22 protein-coding genes are annotated in these 23,768 nt (G+C 51.9%); 1 reads left to right on the top strand and 21 read right to left on the bottom strand.

What is annotated here, in order from left to right:
* Nucleotides 1-307 precede the first annotated feature (307 nt).
* Nucleotides 308-1,639 (top strand): IS701 family transposase, encoded by a 1,332-nt coding sequence (locus tag GN112_RS05875; protein WP_155308529.1) that lies wholly within the window; start codon nt 308-310, stop codon nt 1,637-1,639.
* Nucleotides 1,640-1,896: 257 nt separating this feature from the next.
* On the opposite strand, the gene tnpC is transcribed toward GN112_RS05875, so the two are convergent.
* From tnpC to GN112_RS05770, 21 genes are all read right to left on the bottom strand, one after another.
* On the bottom strand, nt 1,897-3,291 hold the full coding sequence (tnpC, locus tag GN112_RS05870; protein WP_155308543.1) for an IS66 family transposase: 1,395 nt from the start codon (nt 3,289-3,291) through the stop codon (nt 1,897-1,899).
* Nucleotides 3,292-3,886: 595 nt separating this feature from the next.
* Nucleotides 3,887-4,345: a hypothetical protein gene (locus GN112_RS05865; protein WP_155309045.1), complete on the bottom strand. Its 459-nt coding sequence runs from the start codon at nt 4,343-4,345 to the stop codon at nt 3,887-3,889.
* 13 nt (nt 4,346-4,358) lie between these two features.
* Nucleotides 4,359-5,093, bottom strand: coding sequence for an AAA family ATPase (locus GN112_RS05860; protein ID WP_155309044.1), 735 nt, complete (start codon nt 5,091-5,093; stop codon nt 4,359-4,361).
* Entirely contained in the window at nt 5,090-6,652 is a 1,563-nt protein-coding gene (locus GN112_RS05855; RefSeq protein ID WP_162458774.1) for a DDE-type integrase/transposase/recombinase, read from the bottom strand. Before GN112_RS05855 ends, GN112_RS05860 begins: the two co-directional genes overlap by 4 nt.
* Nucleotides 6,610-7,479, bottom strand: a complete 870-nt coding sequence (locus GN112_RS05850) for a hypothetical protein (protein WP_155309042.1) — start codon at nt 7,477-7,479, stop codon at nt 6,610-6,612. Before GN112_RS05850 ends, GN112_RS05855 begins: the two co-directional genes overlap by 43 nt.
* Nucleotides 7,480-7,845: 366 nt before the next feature.
* On the bottom strand, nt 7,846-10,908 hold the full coding sequence (locus tag GN112_RS05845) for a conjugal transfer protein TraG N-terminal domain-containing protein (RefSeq protein ID WP_155309369.1): 3,063 nt from the start codon (nt 10,906-10,908) through the stop codon (nt 7,846-7,848).
* Nucleotides 10,905-12,320, bottom strand: a complete 1,416-nt coding sequence (locus tag GN112_RS05840; protein WP_155309368.1) for a conjugal transfer protein TraH — start codon at nt 12,318-12,320, stop codon at nt 10,905-10,907. The genes GN112_RS05845 and GN112_RS05840 overlap by 4 nt, the downstream gene beginning before the upstream one ends.
* 13 nt (nt 12,321-12,333) lie before the next feature.
* The gene (locus GN112_RS05835; protein ID WP_155309367.1) at nt 12,334-13,197 is read right to left on the bottom strand and encodes a conjugal transfer protein TraF; all 864 of its coding nucleotides are present in this window, start codon (nt 13,195-13,197) and stop codon (nt 12,334-12,336) included.
* Complete coding sequence (locus tag GN112_RS05830; RefSeq protein WP_155309366.1) at nt 13,130-13,594, bottom strand: S26 family signal peptidase; 465 nt, start codon at nt 13,592-13,594, stop codon at nt 13,130-13,132. Before GN112_RS05830 ends, GN112_RS05835 begins: the two co-directional genes overlap by 68 nt.
* Nucleotides 13,587-14,264, bottom strand: coding sequence for a TrbC family F-type conjugative pilus assembly protein (locus GN112_RS05825; protein ID WP_155309365.1), 678 nt, complete (start codon nt 14,262-14,264; stop codon nt 13,587-13,589). The genes GN112_RS05830 and GN112_RS05825 overlap by 8 nt, the downstream gene beginning before the upstream one ends.
* Nucleotides 14,265-14,276: 12 nt before the next feature.
* Nucleotides 14,277-15,212: a TraU family protein gene (locus GN112_RS05820; protein ID WP_162458799.1), complete on the bottom strand. Its 936-nt coding sequence runs from the start codon at nt 15,210-15,212 to the stop codon at nt 14,277-14,279.
* Nucleotides 15,184-15,768 carry a hypothetical protein gene (locus GN112_RS05815; RefSeq protein WP_155309363.1) on the bottom strand — a complete coding sequence of 195 codons (585 nt, stop codon included), beginning with the start codon at nt 15,766-15,768 and terminating at the stop codon, nt 15,184-15,186. Before GN112_RS05815 ends, GN112_RS05820 begins: the two co-directional genes overlap by 29 nt.
* Nucleotides 15,728-18,223 (bottom strand): TraC family protein, encoded by a 2,496-nt coding sequence (locus tag GN112_RS05810; protein ID WP_155309362.1) that lies wholly within the window; start codon nt 18,221-18,223, stop codon nt 15,728-15,730. The genes GN112_RS05815 and GN112_RS05810 overlap by 41 nt, the downstream gene beginning before the upstream one ends.
* A 4-nt stretch (nt 18,224-18,227) precedes the next feature.
* A complete protein-coding gene (locus tag GN112_RS05805) occupies nt 18,228-18,686 on the bottom strand; it encodes a TraV family lipoprotein (protein WP_155309361.1) in 459 nt (152 codons plus the stop codon).
* On the bottom strand, nt 18,683-19,948 hold the full coding sequence (locus tag GN112_RS05800; protein ID WP_155309360.1) for a TraB/VirB10 family protein: 1,266 nt from the start codon (nt 19,946-19,948) through the stop codon (nt 18,683-18,685). Before GN112_RS05800 ends, GN112_RS05805 begins: the two co-directional genes overlap by 4 nt.
* A gap of 9 nt (nt 19,949-19,957) precedes the next feature.
* The gene (locus GN112_RS05795; RefSeq protein ID WP_162458798.1) at nt 19,958-20,737 is read right to left on the bottom strand and encodes a TraK domain-containing protein; all 780 of its coding nucleotides are present in this window, start codon (nt 20,735-20,737) and stop codon (nt 19,958-19,960) included.
* Nucleotides 20,727-21,287 (bottom strand): TraE/TraK family type IV conjugative transfer system protein, encoded by a 561-nt coding sequence (locus tag GN112_RS05790; RefSeq protein WP_155309358.1) that lies wholly within the window; start codon nt 21,285-21,287, stop codon nt 20,727-20,729. The genes GN112_RS05795 and GN112_RS05790 overlap by 11 nt, the downstream gene beginning before the upstream one ends.
* Nucleotides 21,284-21,556, bottom strand: a complete 273-nt coding sequence (traL, locus tag GN112_RS05785) for a type IV conjugative transfer system protein TraL (RefSeq protein WP_155309357.1) — start codon at nt 21,554-21,556, stop codon at nt 21,284-21,286. Before traL ends, GN112_RS05790 begins: the two co-directional genes overlap by 4 nt.
* Before the next feature lie 25 nt (nt 21,557-21,581).
* Nucleotides 21,582-21,917, bottom strand: coding sequence for a hypothetical protein (locus GN112_RS05780; RefSeq protein ID WP_155309356.1), 336 nt, complete (start codon nt 21,915-21,917; stop codon nt 21,582-21,584).
* Between the two features lie 4 nt (nt 21,918-21,921).
* Nucleotides 21,922-22,098 (bottom strand): putative periplasmic lipoprotein, encoded by a 177-nt coding sequence (locus GN112_RS05775; protein ID WP_155309355.1) that lies wholly within the window; start codon nt 22,096-22,098, stop codon nt 21,922-21,924.
* Nucleotides 22,095-23,513, bottom strand: a complete 1,419-nt coding sequence (locus GN112_RS05770) for a hypothetical protein (protein ID WP_155309354.1) — start codon at nt 23,511-23,513, stop codon at nt 22,095-22,097. The genes GN112_RS05775 and GN112_RS05770 overlap by 4 nt, the downstream gene beginning before the upstream one ends.
* Nucleotides 23,514-23,768 lie beyond the last annotated feature (255 nt).

The following is a 23,768-nucleotide window of genomic DNA, read 5'->3' as shown; positions in this document are numbered from 1 at the left end:
TATAACTTATAATTATTATAAGAAAAAACATTTATTAGGAATTGAATAGTTCCTACTAAAGTTTCCCCTTTTTGAAAGCAGCCCGGCGGGGTGAGTACTACTGAAGAATATTAATATTTCCTGTAATAACAGATGGTTAGCAAAATGGCGGTCGCCTGTAACCTATTGAAATCATTACAGATATCGGGACCGATTTTTGGCAATATGATCAAATATTTAGTTAATACAGTATGTTAATGTTGATTGCGAGGCTCGGTTGTGGTATGTTTCTTCTTCCACAAACAAACAACCCAACCGGAGGCCTCGCATGCTTATCCTACACGACATCCTTGAAAAACTCAAAAACGAATTTGCTCAGTCCAGTAAAGGTCAGGAACGGGGAATATGGTTCGTATACACGATCGTGGCGATCATTGTTCCTTTCGCCTCATCGAGGACCTCAAACATTCTACGGTGCTTGAAGACGGTGTTCGGCTTTTCCGGGATCAGTCGTAAAAAGTTCTATACCTTCATGGCATCCCCACGGATTCCATGGCAACGGTTATGGCCCACGCTGTGGAAATTGATTCCGCTGCCAACGACCGGTGGGCGGTTAATGCTGGCTCTGGATGACAGTATCAACGCCAAGACAGGCAAGAAGATTTTCGCCTGCGACAAGGTTTTCGATCATGCTGCCAAGCAAAACCAGTCCAGGTATCCGTGGGCCCAGAACATCGTTGCTGTGGGGTTGTTGAAGATGATCAAGGGACGTTGGGCCTGTCTGCCGCTGAGTTATCGTTTCTACCTCCTGAAGAAAACCATCGAACGAATGAACCGTGACAGCAATGGACCGGAAGTGACATTCAAGAGCAAGCTTGCCATGGCGGTCGACATGATCGGTGAGATTGCCGCGGTGTTTCCCAGAAAACGGATTGTCATCATCACCGACTCATGGTTCGGCAATGGCGGCCTGTGGAAGCCATTGAAAAAACAGTTGGGCATATGGGTGGATATGATTTCCAGGCTTCGATCCAACAGCACAATATTTGAACTGCCGCCACCTCCGACCGGACGACAAGGCCGCCCGCGTAAATATGGCCGCAAGCTGGGGAATGCGGCAGCGTTGGCCGTTCGATTCAAATCGCTGGCAAAAGAATACATCGTCAACCTGTATGGCCGCAACCGGAACATCGTAGCCTATGAACGCGTGGTGATGCTCAAGACCATCCGATGTGCGGTCAAGGTGGTCTGGGTCTATCGTAAGACACAGTGGGTGGCACTTTATTCCACCGACCTGTCCCTTTCGGCTGAGCAGATTATCGAATACTATGGGGCCCGCTGGAAGATCGAAGCCTTATTCAAGGAATTGAAAAACGACATCGGCAGCGCTGACACGCAAAGCCGTCATCCGCAGGCCGTCAGCAACCATCTGCACTTTTGCATGCTGGCGACCACCGTCGCCTGGATTTACGCCAGCCGGGTCGAGAAAACGCCATCTCGCCGGCATGCCGTCGGCGGCCGCCGTCATTTTGCCTTTTCGGATGTCCGCCGATCCGTTACAAAGGCCGCGATGGACAAGGATTTTGGTAGGCTCTTCCCGGTGCCACGCAAATCCGTCTTTAATTCTCTCGTGGACGTACTGCTGCGCATGGCGGCTTGATTGAATTTAGGAAACTTTAGTAGTTCCTATTTATCATCGTCATATCTGTCTTTATGGAAGATGTTTGCCTTTAGAGATGAAAATGCAGGATTTGTAACCACATCATCATCAAATTCCTTGTCCATATCCAGGGCCGTGGAATGGACGATTTTTTCATTTTTCTTTTCTCCTCGTGGCTTATATCGGTTGGATAATAACCGATACAGGCAAACCAGGATAAAAGTAAACGGTCACGGGGCTATTAGCTGAAGAGAGGCTTAGATCCAACTCACATCAACAGAGATGCCTGCAAAGTAACATTCCAGGCATTCGACTATAAACGGAAATGTGGCTTTATCTCTCAGTCGGCAGGTTTCTTTTACAGACAAGATTCGTTCGACCCAGCGGTTGCCTTTGTCGCTTTGCGTTCCCAGACTACATTTGCGCCATAGCACGCCAAAGCGCAGAGAGCGTTCGGCACGGTTGTTGGTGGGTTCGACGCCATCATGTTCGAGAAAGGTCCACAATGCGTCAATTTCTCGTATTATTTGCCTGGCCAGGCGACCGGCACCGTCGGTGTCGTCTTCAAAAAGGCTGAGGATGAGCAACAAGGAGTTATAAAAACGCTCCCATTTTAAAGGTGGCGGTTTGTTTTTTGAAAATTCGATCAGGGTATTCAAATGTGCCAAGATTAACTTGCCGCCTCGCCTTTCGTTGAGTTTTCTACTCTCGATTAACGCCTTGGCCTTTCGGATCAAATGGGCCAGGCAGGTTTGCCGGCCATGGACCCATTTGCAATAAAGGCGATAACCATCGCTGATCAAGATGCCTTTCCAGTCGGCGATCAGTTCGAGAAAGGCCTGTTTGGATCTTTTCGGATCGATGCGGAAAAAGGCCACCATCGTATTGACCATTACCCAGAGCCATTGCAGATTGTGCTTTTTAAACCAACTGGTTTCATCGATGAAGTTGCACTCACTGCTGCGGGCCACCTGGCCGATACGCTCATAGGTGGAGGCAATGGCCTCGGAAGCGCGGTCGATAACCTTTTGGATCGTGCCGGTGGCGATTTTGATATCAAACACGGAGTGGACCAGTTGCTGCACATTTCTCCGACTCATGGCCTTGATACCACTCAGTTCGGCGATAAACGCACAAAACCGCGGGCCGTAGCCGGTGCTAAACGCCTCCGGAACCTGTGCTTTGACAATCTTGCCGCACCCAGGGCATTGACCTTGGTGCAGAACAAAATGGGTGATGTCCATCTCGATTTCAGGCAATTCGATATGTTGGTGAGTATGAAAGGGTCGCAGATTATCCCAATCCGATGAATGGAGACCGCAACCGCAGCACTCGGGCATCACATTTTGAGTATTGTTGGGCGTTAGCAGCATTTGCCCATGCCCCGGGTGTCCTTTTTGTCCGCCCGGCTTGCGTTCGCCTTTGGGCTTTTCGCGTTTGGGTTTGTTATAGGGCGGATCGGATGAGGGCGGTTTGCTGGAGTTGGTCGAGTTTTGGCGTTTTTGCTTTTCAAGCTTCTCGTTGTTTTTCTCCAGCTTGTCGTTTTGAGTTTTAATCGCCCGCAGCTCATCTTCCAAAGAAACGATGTACTGGCGTACCGGTTCAGCAGTAGCTTGCCAATCGGCATCTGAAATGGGTCTATCGGGCTTCATGAAAAGCACGATAGCATACTAGAAATGGAAAGTCTAGATATTTTTAATTATTTCAATAAGTTATTGATTTTGTATAAAAATATTGAAATTACGAGAGGTTAGCGGAGCGAAAAAAGTGCGCCGGATTGAGCGCCCAATATACCCCGTGAACGCTTACGGATAAAAAGCATCCCAAAAAACAATAATAGTAGAAAATATGTTTCATCGTCCATCCTCGACCTCCCTAACTATTTATTATGGATTTTGATTCCCCTTGGATTTTATGTGATTGGGCAGATTACATGCCCATATCATCCCAGTCCTTGAGATGTTCGTCCATGTTTTTAATGTTTTTATCGAAATCCTTAAGACCATTCTTCATCTTATCTACAGTCTCGCTAGCCATATCTGTCGTGTGCCACGCTTTTTGAGACTGTCATCCCACGTTTCATGAGATCATTCGGATGACATCCGATATCGCCGCGTTAACCTATATCATATCGTTCATAATCGAGACGCGTTCAAATGAACAAATGATAAAGCTTACCGCGTGGATGACGTTTCGCCAACAACCGGAAAGAACCGACTTACAACAAGAAACCAGTATATCTATCCGCTACACGTCAGCAACGCAGAACCGCAACTCACCCCATGAGCCTCTGTTAACAACGACGATCTTGGTATTGATTGAACGAATTTCAAGTTTTTTTTCAACGAGTTTACCGGTGTAAATCAGGAAGTTTTTAGCGGAAGTGTAGGCGAGCAGGAGCCTGTAAGGGGTGTTGTCGAACAGCAGGTCCAAGCGCACCTGACCGGTGCATTGATCTCTGTCGAGACATTTCTGGCAGCGTTTTTCCGTATCACCGATGGGGTTGACGGCATCCAGAGATCGGCAGACAGGGCGTCGGTTCCGGTAGAGCGTTCGGGCGGCGCCGTAATCAAGGATCCGGCTGTCAAGCGCTGGGATCGGTTTTCTTTTGTTACCCAGATCGATGCCCTGAGGTCTGACGGTGATGTAGCGCGCCATCATACGCTGTACGATGTCACGCAGGATTTCGGCTTGCTGCGGGTTCATGGCATATCCCCTTTCATGTCAGTTCCCAGCGTTGGAGCATGTCGTCGAGAAACAAAGGATCGATGGGGCCGCCGGATTTGTTTTCGGCCAGGATTTTTTTGAACCTGGGGACAACCAGGCCCGGGATACCTCTGGCGCGTTCAAACAGGATATGCAGCCCCTGCTGACAGATGCGCTGCAGATTTTCGGCACCGAAGTGATGTTCGATAAAAGGGGGCAGTTCATCGAATGTCAGACCGGTCAACTCTTCGCGCACCACGATACGCCGCCACAAAGGGGCAATGGCCTGAACTCTGTCCCGCAGCAAAGGCATGCCGATTAAAAGGATGCGTACCGGGCAACTGCCGTCAAGGTCGCTTTCGGCCAGCGCCTTTGCCTCCAGCAGGGTTTCATCGGCCAGTTCGTGTGCTTCGTCGAACCATAACAGCAACTGGTGGGGGTGTTCGCCAAGGGCGGATATCAGGCCTTGGAGCGTTTCGCTGTGAGAGCGTCGGGTGGGCAGTCTCATCCAGGTTGCCAGCACGCGGATCAGGGCGGTTGCACTCAGGTGACGTGCGTGAGAAAAATAGAACACGCGATGCCGGCAGCGGTCTAGGACGGTGTTCAACTGCCGGCACAGCCATGTTTTACCGACACCGGTCTCGCCGGTTAACATCAGATAACGGTCGTTTTCGTTTCGAAAGGCGTTTTCAAGGTTTTCAAGCGCCCGTGCAAAATCGTCAAAGGCAAAGTAGGACGATGGGTTCATAGTGGTTCCTCCTGCGGGTCGGGTTTCTTTATCTGTGCCTTTACAAGCCTTTCCAGGTATTGCAGATAGGCTTTCAGGGCACGGTTGGGTCCAAGGGCGTCAGCGGTTTTGTCGATCGCCCGGCGAAACGGCTGTGCGGGCAACGGGCCGTTTTGTCGATAAAAGGCTTCGATGGCCGCGGCTTCTCGTTGGTCGATGGGAACGGGGCGCTGCAGCAGCCGGCTGAACTCACGAAACACTTCCGGCAAACCGAAGCCGGGCTGGGCATTGGGCCGGCAGCGACCCTGCCAGACATCCAGAAGTTTTTGCAGCTGGCCGGTGCCCCGTTTTTCCTCTGTCTTTTGAAAATCGAAGGGATGCTTTTTGGTGAAGGGTTCAAGCGGGATCTGGTGCGCGTCATCGATGATCAGCAAGGCTTGGTCTGTGTTTACCGGATCATAGCGAAAATGACATTTTTTTCCTGCAAAGCGGGCCGGCACACGGAAAAGGCCGTTGGGTAGATTCACCTGGCCGGTCTTCGGGTGGCTTTTGGCCTGGGCGGCAATTTGAAATGCCTGGGCAAGTTGGTCGGCACCGACGCGCCGTGTTGAGATGCGTCGGGCCAGGGCTTGTTCCGGGGTCATCTTGATTTCACGATGGTGGTGCCGGTTGTAGACCAAAGCGATCGTCGCCTGAAGCAGGGCCTCCAGATGATGGATATCGACCACCTCCTGGTTTGGCAGCTCTTTGACGAACCATTTTTTCAGGGATCGGTGATAAGCCTCGATTTTCCCCTGTGCCTCTGGGTTGCGGGATTTTACCCAGTTTCGATGAACCCCCAAAAAGGCAAGGCCGGTGCGGAAGACTTCGGAGTCATAAGCCGAGGCGCGATCGAACTGCATGCGAAGGGCAATCCCCCACTTGGACGCGGCCAGGCGAAAGACCCTGACGGCGGCTTGGATATTTTCAGCCTGTGCGATAATGGCGGCCAGAATGTAACGGCTAAAATCATCGAGAATCGACAGCACATGGACCCGGATCGTTTGGCTGTTGGTCAACATTACTGAAAACGGGCCTTTGGCGTCCAACTGCCAAATTTCGTGCGGCTGGTCGGTCTCGTACAGGTCCCGCAGTTTTTTGCCTGCTGTCTTTCGGCGTCGCAAAATGCCCATAAACGCCGGGTGTGCGTGAAGATCCCGGCTAAGGGTCGAGCGACTCATGGACAGCTCACCGAACTCCAATTCGAGGTAAATCATCAGCTGGGTCAAAGAACGTCCGGGCTCTTCGTACAAAAGCCCCAGGGCGTAGTTCACCTGTTCACAGCGGTCGGTGCGGGCCATCCCTTTGTCTTTTCTGACCTTGGGCATCAGCCCCAAAAAGCCTTTTTCGCGGTAGTCTTTCAGCCATCGGAACAGTGTGCTTCTGCCGATCGGCCTTTTTTGGGACGAACACGGCCATTGAACAGACTTCCGCGTACGATCGCTAAGAATGTGCCGTTTTTTTGCTTCGGTCAGTTTGTCATCCAAAAGTGGACTGATCATTTCGAACCGCCAGGCGGCGATCTCCCATGAATCGGACATGACAAGGGCTCCTTTGGAAGAATGTGGCCCCATGTTCGCATATTTTTAAAATTGATGTGTTCAGCCGCCGTGCAGCTAATGCCGGTTTTAAAGCCAAGGCCGAACGAATTGCCCCAACTGACGATGAGACAGTTGAGTTCAGCGAAGTTTGGCGGGTTTTCGGACGCGATCAGCGTACTGACAAATTCAAATTGTTTGCAGGCTTCAAGACGTTCCCGGCGCCCCTGGCTGCGGTAACGATCCGGGTTGATCCAAACCGGTTGACCATGCAATGAACACATCTGTGGGTAACGGATTTCCAACTCCGCCTGGATCCGGGTGGCCGGTATTGAAAAGGCCGTTTCCCCCATCGGCCTGCCCAGCCACCAGGCACCCAACCCTTCTGTCCATGCGTGAAGTGTCGCGTGCTCAGGGGTGTGATCACCGTAAAGATGATCCCATACCACTTGGCGCAATGCCATGTCTCCTCGGTTGTATAGGCTTACCGAGAGCTCAATCACCGAAAGTGAGTAAAGTTTGTAGGGAAGAATATCCGCCGGGAGCAACCGGAACCGGCTTTTACATATGGGACATCTGACCAGAACAATCTGGGCCATATCCTTGACCACCGTATCGATCCCCTCGTGATCCTTTTCAAGCTTGTACAAAGTGCGACAAACGGTAGAGTTGGTCAATTCAAGCGATGGCAGTGGCTGCTGGCAAGCGCAATCAACAGAACATTTTGGACAGATCGTCTCTGCCAGATAATCGGCAAGAAGTCCTTGCGAATAAAGGCAAATGTAGGTAGCATTGGTAATTGCTATGGTGATCGGGATGGGTGCCTCCATCTTGGTTGCCGAAGGGGGCAGGCCAATGCCCCCTTCATCCTTATCGACGAATTCTGTAGCCCGCCTCCTAATCGGTTTGTAACTCCCTGTATAATACCCTTTTTCTACGGGTGAACAAATGAACTGGTGCTTCAGTGAAAAATGCTGAGCACCGGATTTTGTTTTTGATAACTCTCTGAATGAAAATTGAAGGGGGCGGACATGCGATTGCCAAGGTATGTGATGGGAGGTTCGGAGTGAGTGAGGTGAGGAGGACTGAGCCGTGATTATTTGTTCTATATTTTTTTCTACAATTGAAAATGAGTCAGTGGGTTAGTGGGCTTTGAGTCTCTGAGTCCGTGAGATGCGAGTCTCTGAGTTCGTGAGCTACGACACCATATCCTTGATGTGATTGCGGCGATATTCATTAATGGCTGATTTCATATATCTGTAGTCATCGGCTGTCATGGAACTGATCTCATTTTGTAGAGCTTTTCTTGCCGTTTCATTATTAGTAGCATTCGCAGTCACATCCATAAGTCGTTGGGTGATAACGTTACGGGCAAATTCGTTCACATCCCGTTTGGTAAACGAGGCACCTACGTTTCCTGAAGCGCCTATAAATTTACTTAAGCCACCACCAATAGAACCTCCCATTGCAGAAGCCACCTGATCAACATAGCTTTGATTTGCAGATACAAAATTAGAAGAAACTGCCTTTGCAATCTGAGGTATTACTTCAGCTCGTTGTGACGCTTCCGTGAGGTCAGCCCCCCTGATCATAGAGTCGATACCCTGGCTCAGACGAGACAGCACATAAGGGGTCCCAAATCCGCTGAATCGTTCGCCCAATGACATCCGATCCAATACGTGTCCATCGGAAGATCCCAAACTGACGGGTGTACCGTCGGCCATAAAACCTTCGGCTTGCTGATAAACGCCGGATTGACCGTAAACCCGTCCCGACGTAATCGTCACGGTATCCCCCGATGAGGGATTGGTCAGGGCATAAGGGCTGGCCGGTGTAATGGGCCGCTCGAAGTATTGACCGAAATTATGGAAGCCCGCGCCGGTCGATACGTTAATATTGGACGGAACAATGTCGCCGCTTTTCGGATCATAGGCCATTTTAAAACTCACTTGGGAGCCTTGGAGCATGCCTGGCGTAAAATGATGACCGTGGGAACCAAAATAGGTTGCCAGGGCGGCGGCTTCATCCGCGTTTGGAGAAACGTCCATATGGGTGGCCGTCTGAAGATAGCCCTTTACATCCGGGTTCGCATTCAACCGATTGAGAAGATCACGGTTTCCCGGGCTGACGGCCCCATTCTGGAGAATATCCGTTGCCGCAATGTTTGCCACGATGGAATGGGCGCTGTGGCGGGCCGTGTCCGTGTAGGCCGCCTGGTATATTCCTTGAGCGCCGACAGCGCGGTTGGCGTCCAGGTTTCCGCGCTGTTGCGTTCCCTGAATGGTTCCCACCTGGGACTGCCTTTCACTTAGATCACCATCTTTTCCCAAGGCTTTCAAGGCAGAATCGCTTCTGACCATTTCCGTACTGGTCCGGTCGTAGTGCTCTTCCATACCGAGACTCTCGGCTGTCACTGCCGACGCCAAGCCACCTGCCACCTGGCTTTCCTGCATCAGTTCGCGGGCATCCTGGGCGTTCATGTCCCTGATCCCGGACTGTTTGTTGACGGCAGAATATCTGGCGGAACCATCGAGCGTGCGGTTGGTGGTTTCCCTGCCCTTATGTGCGGCCGCGGCCGTAAACGATCCGTCACTATCGTCAATCAAAATTTCACTTCCCGATATGTTACCGGCATAAGCGAGATTGGAGAGGCGGACCATCTCATGATAGCCTTGGTTGCGGTGTGTCTCAACCGGAACCGGCGATTTGGCATAGGACTCCAGGGCACTTGCCTGCCCGTTGGGATCGTTTATCTGGGTTGCCGCCTCGCGGCCCAAATGACCGAAGTTCATTGTATTGGCAAAGTGGGCCAGGGCAGCGCCGCCGAATTTGGCGATGACTCCAGAAATCACGCCGGCCAGGATCATCGTGGCGGACCGGGTCTTGCCGAACATCAGCATGGATTGGTGGCTATGGCTCTCCATCATGGCAATGGATTTAAAGCTCAGCCCGTTGCGACGAATTTCATCGAAAAAGTTGATGGTATGATCCATGGCATAGCTGTGGACCAGGGCATCGCAGACTTCCCAGGCCGTCAGGAAACAGAAAAAACCGATGATGAGACCACCGACCCGGCCGATAAGCGGTGTCGGCAATAAAATGACCAGAAAGGGCACCAGACCTAAATAGATGGCAGTCATTACCTCCTTGATCAGCGGCAGCCATCGATCCGTAGAAATGGCTTCACCTGAAAGGGCCGTGCCGATTTTATAATTCCCGAGAGCGGCGATATCTGCATTCAGGGCCGCGTTCCAGAGTTCACGGGCAATCAACAGGTTGCGGGTAACTTCCGATGGGGCCACATTGCCCTGGGTGATGTAGGATAAAAATTGCGTGGTGCGCTGCATGCAGCGCTTGATCTGGTCCTCACCGATCATTCCCGTGCTGTTGTGGTAGCCGGCCTCCGCGCATTTGGTTTGCCAGAAATTCATGTTCTCATCCGAGATGTCGGTGATGGCGTTCAGGTCGCCGACAATCCGATCATAGGCGTCGGCACAACTCATGGTCGTACCGGTGGGGCTGGCACTGTTGAAATACACCGTGAATACCGAAGGGCTCCGGGCCGCCTCCAGAAGCTCGGTCAGATCCGAACTGGTGGCGAACATATTGACATTCAGATCGCTTTGCGGCCGCAGGATCTCAAAAGCGACGCAATCTTCGCAATATCGCCGCAAGGACGCATTGATGTAACGTCCGTTTCCGTTTTGGGTAGAGATATCGATCTCTCCATTATAGACTTGGCGAACGATATTGTAGACATCGCCATTGGCGTTTTCCCGGTAGTCGTACACTTCCGGATCGGCGGATGTCCATATGATGTCGGTCATGGTGCGGGTAAAGCTGTTTTGCATGCCGGCTAAAAGCGCCACACCCTCGGGAACGTCGGCCACTTCCTGATGAATATTCAAAAGTTCGTCATACACCACCATGGATGTCGTGGGGCGGATCAAGGCGATATAGACGATGGCCCCGGTCAAAATGGTAAACGCCATGTAGATAAAACCCAGGGCGCTGCCATTTCGAAAATAGCCGATGGCGCCCCAGCCCAACCAGAAGGTGAGGGCCACCACCATGAAGGCAACGAAAAGCCCCTCATAGGAATTGTCCGAGAAACTCAACGCGATCCGGCTCAAGGCGTTGTGGATGCTGTGGAACCCTCCATAGGTGACATACTCCCTGAACGTATCCGGAATATCGGCCAAGGCATAACCCGGAGCGAGCAAAATCATAAAGGGGGGTATTTCGCAGAGTCGTTTCATTTACGGATTCCCGTTTTGTCAAAAGAAATACGATTCAGACGATCACCTCTATCCTGGATCAACCGTTCCTGCTGCAGATCGTTGGTGATTCGCTGCAGGGAAGCTGCATAGGCTTGTTCGAGATAACCATACATGCTGTCCAAACGGCCCAGTATGGTTTCGATATAGCCGGCCGGTTGTTCCACAAGCTGCTGCACGCATCTGCCGCCGGCATCCGGACCCAGTTGATTGTGAGCGATGCGCATGGCATCGTGATAGAGTTTATAGGTGTTGAACAAAAGCGACTTGCTCATCTGGTAGGCGTAGGAGAGGGCACCCACATAGGCGAGACGGCCGGAGATTTCTTCCACATTATTCAAATCCCCGACCGCCTTGATGTCGTTTAATACAAGCATATATACCGGCGAAGGCATGCTTTCGATGAAGGCTTGTGCCGCCGGCGATAGATCCGCTTTCGTGCCGATGGCCGTGATGACCTCACCTATCATGGCATAGGCCCAGGCGTATAAAGAGTCATAGTTGATGCCGTCGATACGAATGTGATCCAGTTGCCTGCAAGCGCCGCTGGCATCCCGGGTGATCAGGTCACCATAGACCAGCGCATCCACATCCCCGGGATCGTTGTAGCATGGACCGATCATGAAATAACGGCCGCTGTCGATCAGCACGTCCCCTGTGAGCGCCGACATGATCCGGGTCTGGGATTCGGGGATATTGTTTTCCACGGCAACGTTGGCGAGCAGTGAACCGTCTTTGAAAAATACGCGCCGCATTTCTTCGGGGCAGCCTGAGGTCATGTCGCTTACCGTCACCCCCGCATCCTGCATGACCTGTTGGGTGTTTGAGCTATTGTAATCGTCCTGGGCGCCCTGATAAAAGTCGTTGATACCGCTTTCGATCAGGAATTTTTGAAGTGCCTCGGATTGATCCTCTCCCGACGAAGTACTCTTCAGGTAGGCCGATACACCCTTGGCAGCCTGGCAGTCGTCGATCTGCAATTGATTGAGCCGATCCACCATCGCCTCCAGCGATTTCATGGACTTTTGAATGGGCTCGGAAAGCACCGACATGGCGATATCGTAAACAAAGGTTGCCACGCCACCCTCTGCAATACGTTCCAGTTTTTCCATCAGATATTCCGCATCCAGGTAGGAGAAACTTCCCATGAACATGTCGATGCCGCCACAGCCGGCCCGAAAACGGGGCGGCGCGAAACTGACCAGGTAGTCCTTCTCGTTTTTAAAGCGAAGGGACAGGCTCCCGGCCGAGGCGTAGCCCCGCTTCTGGCTTTCGAACATATTGGGGCCGTTGGCGGTGGCCTGTTGGATCCAATTGTCGATCCAATCATCGGCAAAGCATGTACCGGCTGCCGTTAGAATAAGGACGATGCTGAGCAGGAAGTGTTTATGCATGGCTATCTCCCGGTTATTTTACGGTTTCGTGAAAGGCCATGGGATAAAAATCCGTTGGATCGGCGCGGCGCTCCATCAGGCGGATCAGCTGGTAAACACGTGTGGTGAGTTGATCCAACGAGATCACTCCCGAGGAGAGGATGCTCGAGTTTTGGGTGCTGCGAGAAACCAAAAGCAATGTCGGTGTGATGTCGACATGGAATCTGGCCGCCAAACCCGGGTTTTCGGTGATATCGATCCGCCTTATGGTCCAGCTGTTCAGATGTTCGAAGTGAGACAGAATCTCCTCTTGTGCCGTGCAATATCCGCATCCTGCTTGATGAAAGGCGATGATGGCATATCGGTCCTTGAATTCTGCAAGCGTTGCTTGGATGTCTCTATTGCGCTGCCGGACGTATACGCCGCGGCCGGGCTGTGAATAGGGATATCGGGACTCACCGGTCAACCACGGGTTCTGCATGGCCACATAGCCGGCGACATTGGCCATCAGGCGGCTTTTCTTTTTGGCCACATCCGTGGCTTCCAGAAACCTCAGCACATTTTCTTCGGTTGGACGATGAACCGCATGTTTGAGCCGCGCGTCGATCACTACTTGAAATCGGTCCGGATGCAGATCGAACAGTTCGTCATAGCTGTATCGATCAGGCCTGGTATCTTGTCCGGTATTTCCAATCATTGGCTGATCCTCAATCGGAACGTCTTGTTCCTCGTAAACTGGCAGGTCAGGGTCTTCATACCAAAAGTAGCCTCTTTGGCGATCTTCCCAGAACGTGTCTGCAGACCATGCGGGTGCTGCAATGAGAAGCAGGCTAAAAAAGAGGAGAAAGCACCGTTTCGATGTCGCTGATCGATTTAAATCCGAAGTATCGTGAGTCATAGCTGTTGTCCCTGTCACCGACCAGAAAAACCATGCCCGGCGGCACCTTGCCGGTGAATCGAAATGGCGCGATATTTTTGCCGGTCATGCACTGACCCAAATACTTGCCATTGCAGTAGTAGTTCATATCCTCGCTTACCAATCGATCTCCCGGCAGGCAACCGATGCGCTTGACAATGCTGCACGGTTTGCAGCCCACTCCCGGATCGAAGAGTGGGAGACGGACGTAATCGCCCCTTTGCAATCTCTTCCGATCGATCTCCCAAAACAGATGATATTTGACGCTGTCGGTTTTGGTTATGGTCAGGCGGTCCGGTATGGCCATGCCGGCGGCAAGCGATAAACAGAGCAGCGCCAGGCAGCATGAAAATTTGGCGTTCAGCCTCGGTTTATTCAATTTTGACCACCCGGTTTGCGGCCATTTTCAATTCGTGCCGGCCGGACTCCCGATAAAACAATGTCAATGCCTGATGCAGGGAGTCCGCCCCATAAACAAGCAGCCAGTCGTCGTGTGAGGTCATGGGATCTGGATCGAAAACCACGGCCGGTACCCGGTCCACGTGATAGCGATTGAAAATTTTCTCACCGACGATGATCTTCGCCCTGACCACACCATCTCCTTTTGTACCGGCCTGCTCTTTTTGTAAAAACGTATGCAGGAAATTCTTCGGGAACGCCCTGAAAACAAGGCGCAGCGTATTGCTGCCAAGAGTATCGATGTCGGCGGCAAAAGATTTGAGAACCGCCAGGGGAACCGACCGGGACACGAAAATATAAATTCTGGATGTTGTATCGACATGGGCATCGGCATTTTCAGTTTCAGGGGCCGCCGCTTGGATCAGTTCGTTTTTTATTTGCTCGTTGATGGCGCTGACGGTGACTCTCTTCTCTTCGATTTTTTGTTGCACCTTGCGATGCAGCGTTTTTTCATTTCGCTTGACGGCCTGTTCGGCCCTTTGGAAGTAGGGGCTTTTTTCAATCCCATTGACCATTCTTTCAATATCCTGCCCGCTTGAAAGAAGGCTCGAAATGACGATCAATGATATTGCCAAGGTGATCGGTTTCATATCCACCTGCGATCAGCTGGCACAGCAAATACGCAGCCGCCATAAAAGCCATGCGAAATTATCCCCGCCCGGATCGACACGATTAAGACCCTCTGACCAAAACAGAGGATCCATACCGATGGGGATTTTAAAGGGGTGTTCATTGGGACGTATTGGCTGCAGCTTGAAATAGCTTTTTATCCAGATGGGCATCGAAATGGCGTAGCATTGTACGGATGCCGCATCCATCAATAAACCACGGCGACCCATATGGGCGATGGTTCGCGCAGCAAGACCGGCATTCCCCGTGGTGTATTCGTCCTGGTTGAAATGCCCGTTCATGTTAAACAGGGTCCCCCATGCGCCCAAACACCAGTAAAGCGCATCGATGGGTGTACCGAACTGAGCCGCTGCCGCATCGGCCATGCAGGTCTCGACCATGGGGTATGTGGCAAACAATGAAGCCTCAGGCCACCACATGGAGCTGTAGATTTCCTGCCATTCACTGTCGGTCTCCGATATGTATTCCATGCCGTTGTCGGAAGATTCCCAACACATGTCGTCGAACTCATCGATCATGGCATCGAGCATGGGATGCGTGAGATAATGAACTTGTGCGAAAACCGTGGCCCCTTCCGTGTTGGAATGATCGGCGTGGGTCCCGCCGAGAAACACTTCATCCAAGGACCCCGCATCATCTGCCGATAGGCTGAGCAGCAGGGATTGGGACGCGGTCGGCGAACAATACGGATCCTTTACCGTTTCGATTATCCTGTGAGGCTCCCAGAATGCTATTAAAGTACCGTATCGACACCACCAACCGTAGCAGCATTCACAGGTGCCAAGCACCTCGAATTCGTAGTCGAATCCGTCCGGGTTCCATTCCTGTTCGATACACGTCGAGCCCACGAGCGTGGGCAGGATGAGAATCAAAATCAAACTAATGGACAGGTGTGGATGTAACCGCAAGGACCGCTCCTTTCTGTTGAACAATTGTTGGAACGCTTTTTATCCCAAAGCGTTGGGCCACCTGGGGATGCAATCGATAGACATGCCGATGGAATCGTTTGGATACGGTGGTAAGGTCGCCCTGGGTGATCACGATGCGTGTCATGGGATCGGCTGTGCCCTCTGCATGATCGGCCCAGTCAAGCTGGTCAGGCTTACTTCCATCGATGACGATCATGGTGCGAAACCGGCGATGTGCCAGAGGGTTGTAGCGATACCCTTTCGGGTAGACGATATTTCCTTCGGCGTCGGTGATGTCCCAGGGGACCGTGTAGGTTAAATCCAGGAATTGTTTCGTTTCGACCGACGTGGTCGGCAGTGTCATGGACGTGATGGGATTGGGTCGGCTATCGTTGCCGTTTTTTGAAAACGCGGCGCTTTTTTCAATGATCGGGTATACCGGTCCCACACGGCCCAGGTTCCTGGCCTGGAGACCGCCTTGGTTCATGAAAAGGCAAAGTATCAGGACGCCGATTTCAATAACGCCTTTGACCGGCGAGCTTTTGAATCGCTTCATGATATGGATATCCTTTTCTTAAAAGGGCGTTGATGCGGGCGTTGTCCTGGGGATCGGAAGTAAAGGCATAGTAGGCCACCGGATCGAGGGACAGCCGTGCCACGCCGGTTCCGTTGGGGGTTTCCATCAGGAACTCGGAGTATTTGGGCTTCACCAGACGCACCGAGTTCAGGATGGCGCCCATGAATTCGTCGTACTCGATGATTTTCTCTTTGATTGCCTGGGGGTAGTCCCTGGATTGCAAATAGAATTTGTAGGCCGAGTTGGAATTGATTACCCGGCCGACCTTGTCGAAATTGACGATGTCCAGGGGCGATTGCAGCACCGTGATGAAGGACCCGAAATATTTACGCGCCAGTCGGTACCCGGACTCGATGACCATGGCGATGAAGCTGTCCTTGCTGACCCACTGGGCCGTCTCCTCGAAGACGATCACACGCGGGCGCTGACGATCTGAAAGATAGAGATTCTGGGTGATGTAGTGGATGATCTGCATGCAAACCACCCTGAACAGCGAGTCCATGTCTTTCAGCGAATCGACTTCAAGGACCACGAACTCGTCGCTGCCGATGTCCAAGGTGGCCGGTCCGGCAAACCACTTGCCATAGGGACCCTTGGTAGTGAAATCCTTGAGGTTGAATCCCAGTTCGGCGGCAATGGAATCGATGTCCTTGATCTTGGACAGATCGATGTCGGACTCCATTCGCTTGGACACTTCCGTGAAACGGTTCAGGAACCGATAGATCGCATCGATACCGGCATCGTTTCCTTCCAGTTCCCAGGCTATGCGCGCCGTGTTTTTCAAGATGGTCATTTGGGTTTCCGTGGGCATCTGGCCTGTCGCCGAGTAGCACATCTGGTAGAGGATTGCCGAAATGGAATCGATGGATTCGTCGATATTGCGGATGTGGGTGAAAGGGTTGAGCGATACGGTGGAGTCCTCGGTGAACTCGATGAAGTTGCCGCCCAAAATCTTGGCCAGCTTTTCGTAGCTTCTGCCCAGATCGAAAACCCGGATCAATCCGCCATTGGAATAGATCTCCTTGAGAAGATAATTCATCAGGTAGGATTTGCCCGCACCGGTCGTTGCGGTAACCACCGCGTTGTTGTTGGTCGATCCTTCGTTGAACATGCCGTAGGAAACCACCTGCCCTTTGCGTCCCAAGAACAGGGCCGTGGGCTGGCCGGATCCGGTAAAATCTCCCTGTACGGGCAGAAGGCGCAGGGCGGTTTCCGCCGGCATGATTTTGTCGCGTTCCATGAAATCGATGTTGGTGCCGATGTTGTAAAGACCCAGGGGCAACGATGCGATCAAAAGCGGCGTCAGGATTCCCATATCCTCCTGAAGCACGAACCCGCCTCCCTGGGAATGCCATATCCGCCTGATCTGGGCGCAGTTGGTATCGATTTCCTCGGTTGAGCGGCCGATATTCCAGATAATGGGGACGACGCGCACGAAGGTGTTGCCACTGATCAATTCCTTGGCTGCCCAGCGATACTCGGCTTCCCTTTCGTTTTCCTTTTGACCGCGCACGCCTCTTTTTTCCTGGCGGATCATCAATTCGGTTTTGGAGCGAATGCGTTTGGACAGCCCTTCGAAAACAATGTTAACGGTAACCCAGAACGGGCAGGTAATCTGATTGTTGTCATCAACGGCGCCCATGATCCCACCCATGATGCGATTCATGGTGAGGGGTTCGATCTCACCAATGGGCCATCCTTTTACGGTCTGGGCCTTCAGGTATTTCGAAGCACACCCGCCGCGTATTTCCACATGGGTGAATTTGGTATCGATCATACCGGCGCGGACGATTTGTTTGCGGATTTCCAGATCCGGATCATAAGGGAAAAGCTGTGTATTTGCCCCGGTGTTGAGAATCTTTGACAAAAGTCCGATCAGGCCGCTGGGATCCAGGGGCATGGGATCCAAACCGGCCCCCTTGAGTGCCTCGGCCACCGAAAGGGCGGCGAATTCGAACTGATCGCTAAGCTGTTCTCCCGGCGGGAACTTGAGGCTCACCAGCAACCTGAAATTTCTCACGGGAATGCTGTTGGTGCTTCTCAGACCAAACTCGGCTTCGGAGAAATGCCGGATCATGTTGTCGGTGAGGGTATCCAAAAATGGATTCTGGCGGCTTTTCAGCGAGCGGTAATGGTCGAAAAGGTCGGTGCAGTCCGGATCGGCGTACATCATGAACTGGAGAACGCTGCCGGAGGGAATCCCGCTGTGGATGCACCCTTTCAGGTTCTCGAACACCTTTGCCGCGGCATACACCAGGGGGGTGCATTCCCACACATAGCCGAAGGTGTCATCGGCGCTATGGTAGACGCCGGCTTTCCTGTCCCAGGACTGATAGGGCAGGTAGGCCGAAAGCTTGTCCCGATTGGCCAGGTTGACAAATCGCTTTGCGTTGAATGCGTCGCCCACACCCAATATTTTATCCAGTAGCAGCATAATTCTACTCGTCGATGATATCCAGGATCCAGCGGGATCTGTCGCTTTTGAAAAAGATATAGCGATGGCTGTAAAAGCGATCCTCGCGGTCGTATCCTAAAATCAAAACCCGCATCAACTTGGCGGGAATCCGGACGGGTGTGATGGGACGCCTCACCAGACCGGCGATCTCCTGATACAATTCGTTTTTGTAAACCTGATCCTGGCGTTGTTGAAGTGTTTTGCCGGTTTCGCTCGTTTCGGGTCGATCCTTTATCAGCGGTGAATCATGCTGTGGATCGATGTCGATGGCCGCCGCGTTTTTTGGATCGGCCTTGGATCGTCGGTAGGCGGTATCCATGGGGACACAATCGCCGTTGAACGGATCCGGGCAGTCACTGTACTCATCATAAGGGTTCAGGGTCTGGCAGCCTGCCAGCGAGAGGAAGGCAGCCAGGATGAGCAATAGCCATATCGTTCTCATAGTTCCACCTTTGAGGTTTCTTGTTTCTTGATAGCGATATCCACCCCTTCGCTGATCACGATGGTGATATTTTTGGTGGGGTGTACCTCGATGACCGGCAGGCTTTGTTCGGCCAGATCCAGATAGAATTTTTGAAGATCCTGGGCCACATTGACAATGCCCTGGCCGATGCCGGCCTTGGCCAGGGTCTCCGGATCGGTATCCTTGAACTGGCCGGTTCGAACGCCGGTATTGACGCCGTAAGTGAATTCCTGCTGCCCCAGGCTCATGGCGTCTCCCAGACCTTCCAGAAAGCCGGCGATCGCCACCCGGGCGATCTGTTGCCCGAATTTAGCGTAAACATGGCCTTTCATGCCCTCCTTGCCGTCGGTATCGACCACAAACCCCTTGATGGCCTGATCGATCACGGTACCCCCTTTCTGGTTGATGCAGGATAAGGACAACAGGCGGGCGTGAACCCGTTCGTCTGCAAGACTCCCGTACCCCTCCGCCACAACGAAGCAGCCCTTGGTATTGCTTTTCACGTTGTTGGGCAGCACCGCCAGGTTGTTGACCCGGATCAGCATGGGGATGGGATTGTTCTTGCCCACATCCGTGGCAGGTGCGGTGACACCGTTGAGCAAATTTGCTTCCATGAAGGATGGCGGCAGGTGAACCTCGATATTATCGGCATCCTGCGAACCGGCTGCGGTCGCTTGAGGATTTACAAAAACCGCAATCTGTTTGACGGGAGGCTGATTTTTATTGTTGCCCGAGGATTTTCCCCGGATCCGATATCCCTGGAAATAATTCTTTTCAGGGGAGGCAGGCCCATTTCTTTGCATTTTTTCGACAACGGGCAGCGGTGTGGTAAACGACAGGTTCTTTGGTGGAACCTTGCCGATGGCTTTGTCGTTGGCAGGGGGATTCGAAAGGAAGTCCGGCGTTCCTTTTTTTTCTCCGTACCGCTGTATTTGTTCGACCGCCTGAAATTTCTCGGCGAGCATGTCCCGCACCTCCTTTTTGAAAGCTGACAGCTCGCTTCGCAATTCTTCGACGTCCGCACGGGTCTTGTTATAGATGGTCTTCTCGAAGGTCCGCTTGTCGAATTGCAGCGTGTTTTTCTTGACATCCGCGCGGGTTGGGATCTGCCCGTCTTTGTCCTTGGTGAATTGATAGGCGCTGAACACAACGATAACCAGCACCGAACCGATGGCGATTTTTACCAGCCGGCTTTTGTCCCTGCTTTTTAAGTCTCGAAACAGATCGATTAGTTTTTTCATTGGATTCAATCAATTGGGTGAATGTTCAACAATAAACAGGCGCACGGTTTTGCCGGCGCGCAAGAGCACCTTGCCGCCTGTAAAATGCGCCAAATCCCTTCCCAGGCAGATGGCCGTTGGATTGCGGGTCAGTTTTGGAACCAGAAAACTGGTTTCGTCCACCATCATCTCTTTCATGTCCGCCGAAGGTGCGATGCTTACGAGGTATTCGTTCAGCCTGAGGGGAACGCCATCGATAGCCACGATACGCCGCAACCGGATCCGCAAATGCTCGATTCCATCGATTTTCTGATCCTTTGAAATCACATTGAAATTTTCGGGAATCGTGTCGACAAAGGCGTTTCGAATCAGATCCACAGCGGCCGTTTCCTTATCCAGCCCGGCGAACTTGAGCAGGTTCTCCCTGGCTTTGTGGGTTGGAGACTCCAGTCGGATGACCCTGGCCTTGAGACCATTTTTAGGGATGATTTCCAGTGAAAATACGTCCCCGCTTTTCGTAATGACGTAAACAACCCCCTGTTTTGCGTTCCTGCCCAACGTAACGAAGGCATCGTTTCCCTGGTACTCCACTTCCATATGGAGTCCATGGGGGGCGTTGATGTTTTGGATGGGCTCGCTGCAATGGATACGGTTGATGGCTCCCGGCGCCAGCTTGACCGGGGTCATCTGGTCCGTCATCTGGTAACCGCTCGTCTGATTGCCGATCTGGTCGGATGCCTGGACAGGCACCGGAAACAGTGAGGCGAATAAAAGGACGACTAAAAAATTGGATAATTGTTTACGTGCCATTTTTTTGGGATACTCCTGTAATCCTGAAGGTTCCATCATCGATTTCATACTCGATAATGTGGTTTTCGATGGCATCCGCGATGCGCACGTCATCGGCAAACTTGCTTCGCAGGCCGATCAGTTCGATCCGGTTTGTGGTTCCCAATTTTTTAATTGTATTGATTTGAAACGAGGAACTGATCCTCAGACGAATCACTTCTTCAATGATTTTGTCGAGATCGATTCGCATGGACCTGAATACGCGAGGGGACGCCAGTTTAAGAAAATCGGAAAAGTTTTGCTCTGCGTTGCTTGGTGTGTAGTCAAGAAGCAGCTTGATCGAATACCGACCCATCAATTTGAGATATTCGTCATCCGCATCGTTGCCCCTGATCTCGATTTTATGATCCACCACCGGAGGCAGGATCACCACTTTCTGATTGTTCATCGCATGGTAGGCCACGAGCGAATTGACAATGGTTAGCCCCAAGGTCACAAGCAAGCAGAGCTTGAGGAGCCTGTTTTCGGCCATGGTATTGGCCAATTTGTCGCCGTAAATGGAAAGCTTCATTCGATAAACCTGTTGGCAAAAAAATTCGGATAATTGGAGAATCTGTAAAATCCGCTGAAATAGGCAACATGCCGGATGAACCCCCTGGGAAAATTGCGGCCTATCCAGATGAAGGAAGCGACCATCGCCAGGTTGAGGATCAGGACCATCCACTGAAATCGAAAGATCATGCAAATGTAAACGGATAGAAGGCACATGATGAACTCATCGCTTTGCAGCCCGACAAACCGGACTTGCTCGTTCAAGTAGCGGGGTATCTGGTATCGCATGGGCAACCTCCACGAACCAAAGTTGTTAAAACAGAGATTTCGAGACGATGTTTTCAACCTCCGCGACGGTTATTCCAAGCGAGATCACGACATCCTCGATGAAGATGATCAGCCCTGCACAGATGGCACAGACGATGGTGCCGAATACGTTGCTGCGGACCGCCCAGAATATGGCGTAGAGGACCAGGCCGGCGGCAATGACGAACCCGATGGCGCCCGTCAGGATCTCGTTCATGAAAAGGTCGTAAACGCTGTACGCAAAACTTCCGGAGGCCGGCGCCTGGAAAGCGGATGCCACCCCTGGGCAAAAGCCGACGGTTAAAACAATCAGGGCGATACTTAATTTTCGGACGGCTTGCATGACTTTAGTCCTCCCTTTGACGATGTTGTTGATGGTTGATTTTGCAATCGATGATATCGCTGCCATGAAAAACCCTCGGCTCGGCGACATTTATCGTGGCGTTCCTAAGGGCGGTGACCGGATGTTTGGCGCAGCCGATCAACACGGTTACAATCACGATTGCGTAAACGATGCGTTTCATGGCGAGTCCCCGACGGTTTGGCTTTTCAAAAGCCCGTAATTTCGTATGACCATGACTTTCAAAATCCGATCGGATTCCGTCTTGACGCGCTCTTTCCAGAGGTCGGTCAGGGGCGTGTGCAGGGGATACCTTTCCTGGATTTCCTTGAGCACCTGGCTATCCACCGCCCTGTGGAATCCGGGATGATTTTCTCCCAACAGGTTGCCGATCGAAGCACGTACGGCTGCCTTGGCAACCTCCAAGAGACTCTTTCGTTCGGGATCCGAAAGGGTGGACAGTTTTTCCTTTGCCGCTGCAAGCTCCTGGCTTGTCTGGCCTTTCAGACTGGGTGTTTTCTTTTCGGCCTGTTCCCAGGCCTCGGTTTTGATGCGGTTCAGCTCAGTTGGGGAAATACACTCGAGGGTTTCTTGAACTTTCTGATCAATCTGTCGATCCCACTTTTCGATATCAGCCAGGCGTTCCTGTTCGGCGCGTAGCGCTTCAAGGTCTCTTTCCTTCTGCCGGCGCTCCAGAATACGTTGCTCCTTTTGGGCTGCCTGCAGAACCTTCAGGTCCTCGGCGCCCCAGCCATTTTCCAGCGAGCGCTTCAGGAATGCGGGAAATCCGCCATTTTTGGTCGAATTGTGGATGGCATAATCGAGCTCGGTTGTGACGTACGACTTGCCGTGGGTTTTCAGATACGCGTCGATGCTCGCCAACACGTCCCTGTGGTCCTGGTAAATCCTGGGGATGCGGGAGCGGATGGATTTTGGAAAACGATTTCTAAGATCGACAGCCGCCGCTTCGGTGGTTGTTGTTGTGGTTTCTGTAGTAATCTCTGTAGTGGTTTCTGTATACGTCCCCCCATTTTTTGGGGGGATGACCCCAAACTTTTTGGGGGGAGGTCCCCCATTTTTTTGGGGGGATATCCCCGAACTTTTTGGTGGGATATCCCCCAACTTTTTAGGGGGATATCCCCCTGCTTTTTGGGGGGATCTGGATTTATTGGAAATTTTGATGATATTTTCGATATTCGGCTCGATATACATCACGTTCGTGATGGCAAGGCCGCTTCCCGTTTTGATGTGGCGGAACTCGCGGGTGATCAGATTCTGGCTGACCAGATTGTCGATGGCGTTTTTAATCTGGTTTTTGGAAAAACTGAAAATGTCGGCGTATTCCTGGTAGGTCTTCTGGAGTTTGTCGGCCTGAAATTTTTGCTGGATCCCGATCACATCGCCGGTGTGCTCGTCCCGGGTCATTACCGGCGTGTACCAATAGACAATATCGGATAAAAGGATGATAGCGACCACATCGGGCTTGCCCGATCCAGTCAATATGTTGCGGAACCAGCTGATTGGCGTGATGTTCCCGGTCAGCCGGCAGTTCAACATCTGCTGACAAACAGGATTGATTTGGGCGTGATTGTCGTTCATGGGACGTACCTCCAGGCGGACACCAATCCGGAAACTAACGACCCATGAAAAAGGGGAAAAAGACTCATCTGAGTCTTTTTATGATTAAGTGAAATCAGTAAGTTATTGTTATGTTGGTATCGTGTCGCACTTCTTTCACGCCGGCGACAGGGGTTCGAATCCCCTTGGGGACGCCACTTTTTACATACATTTTATTTCCCTGTTTACGGCCACTTACGCAGCTTGATGCTGATAAGTGGCTTTTATGTTTCTACG

It is taken from the genome of Desulfosarcina ovata subsp. ovata (assembly GCF_009689005.1).
GTDB classification, from domain to species: Bacteria; Desulfobacterota; Desulfobacteria; order Desulfobacterales; family Desulfosarcinaceae; genus Desulfosarcina; species Desulfosarcina ovata.
Note: the sequence above shows the minus strand (reverse complement) of the source record. Positions and strands in the feature narration are given on the sequence as shown.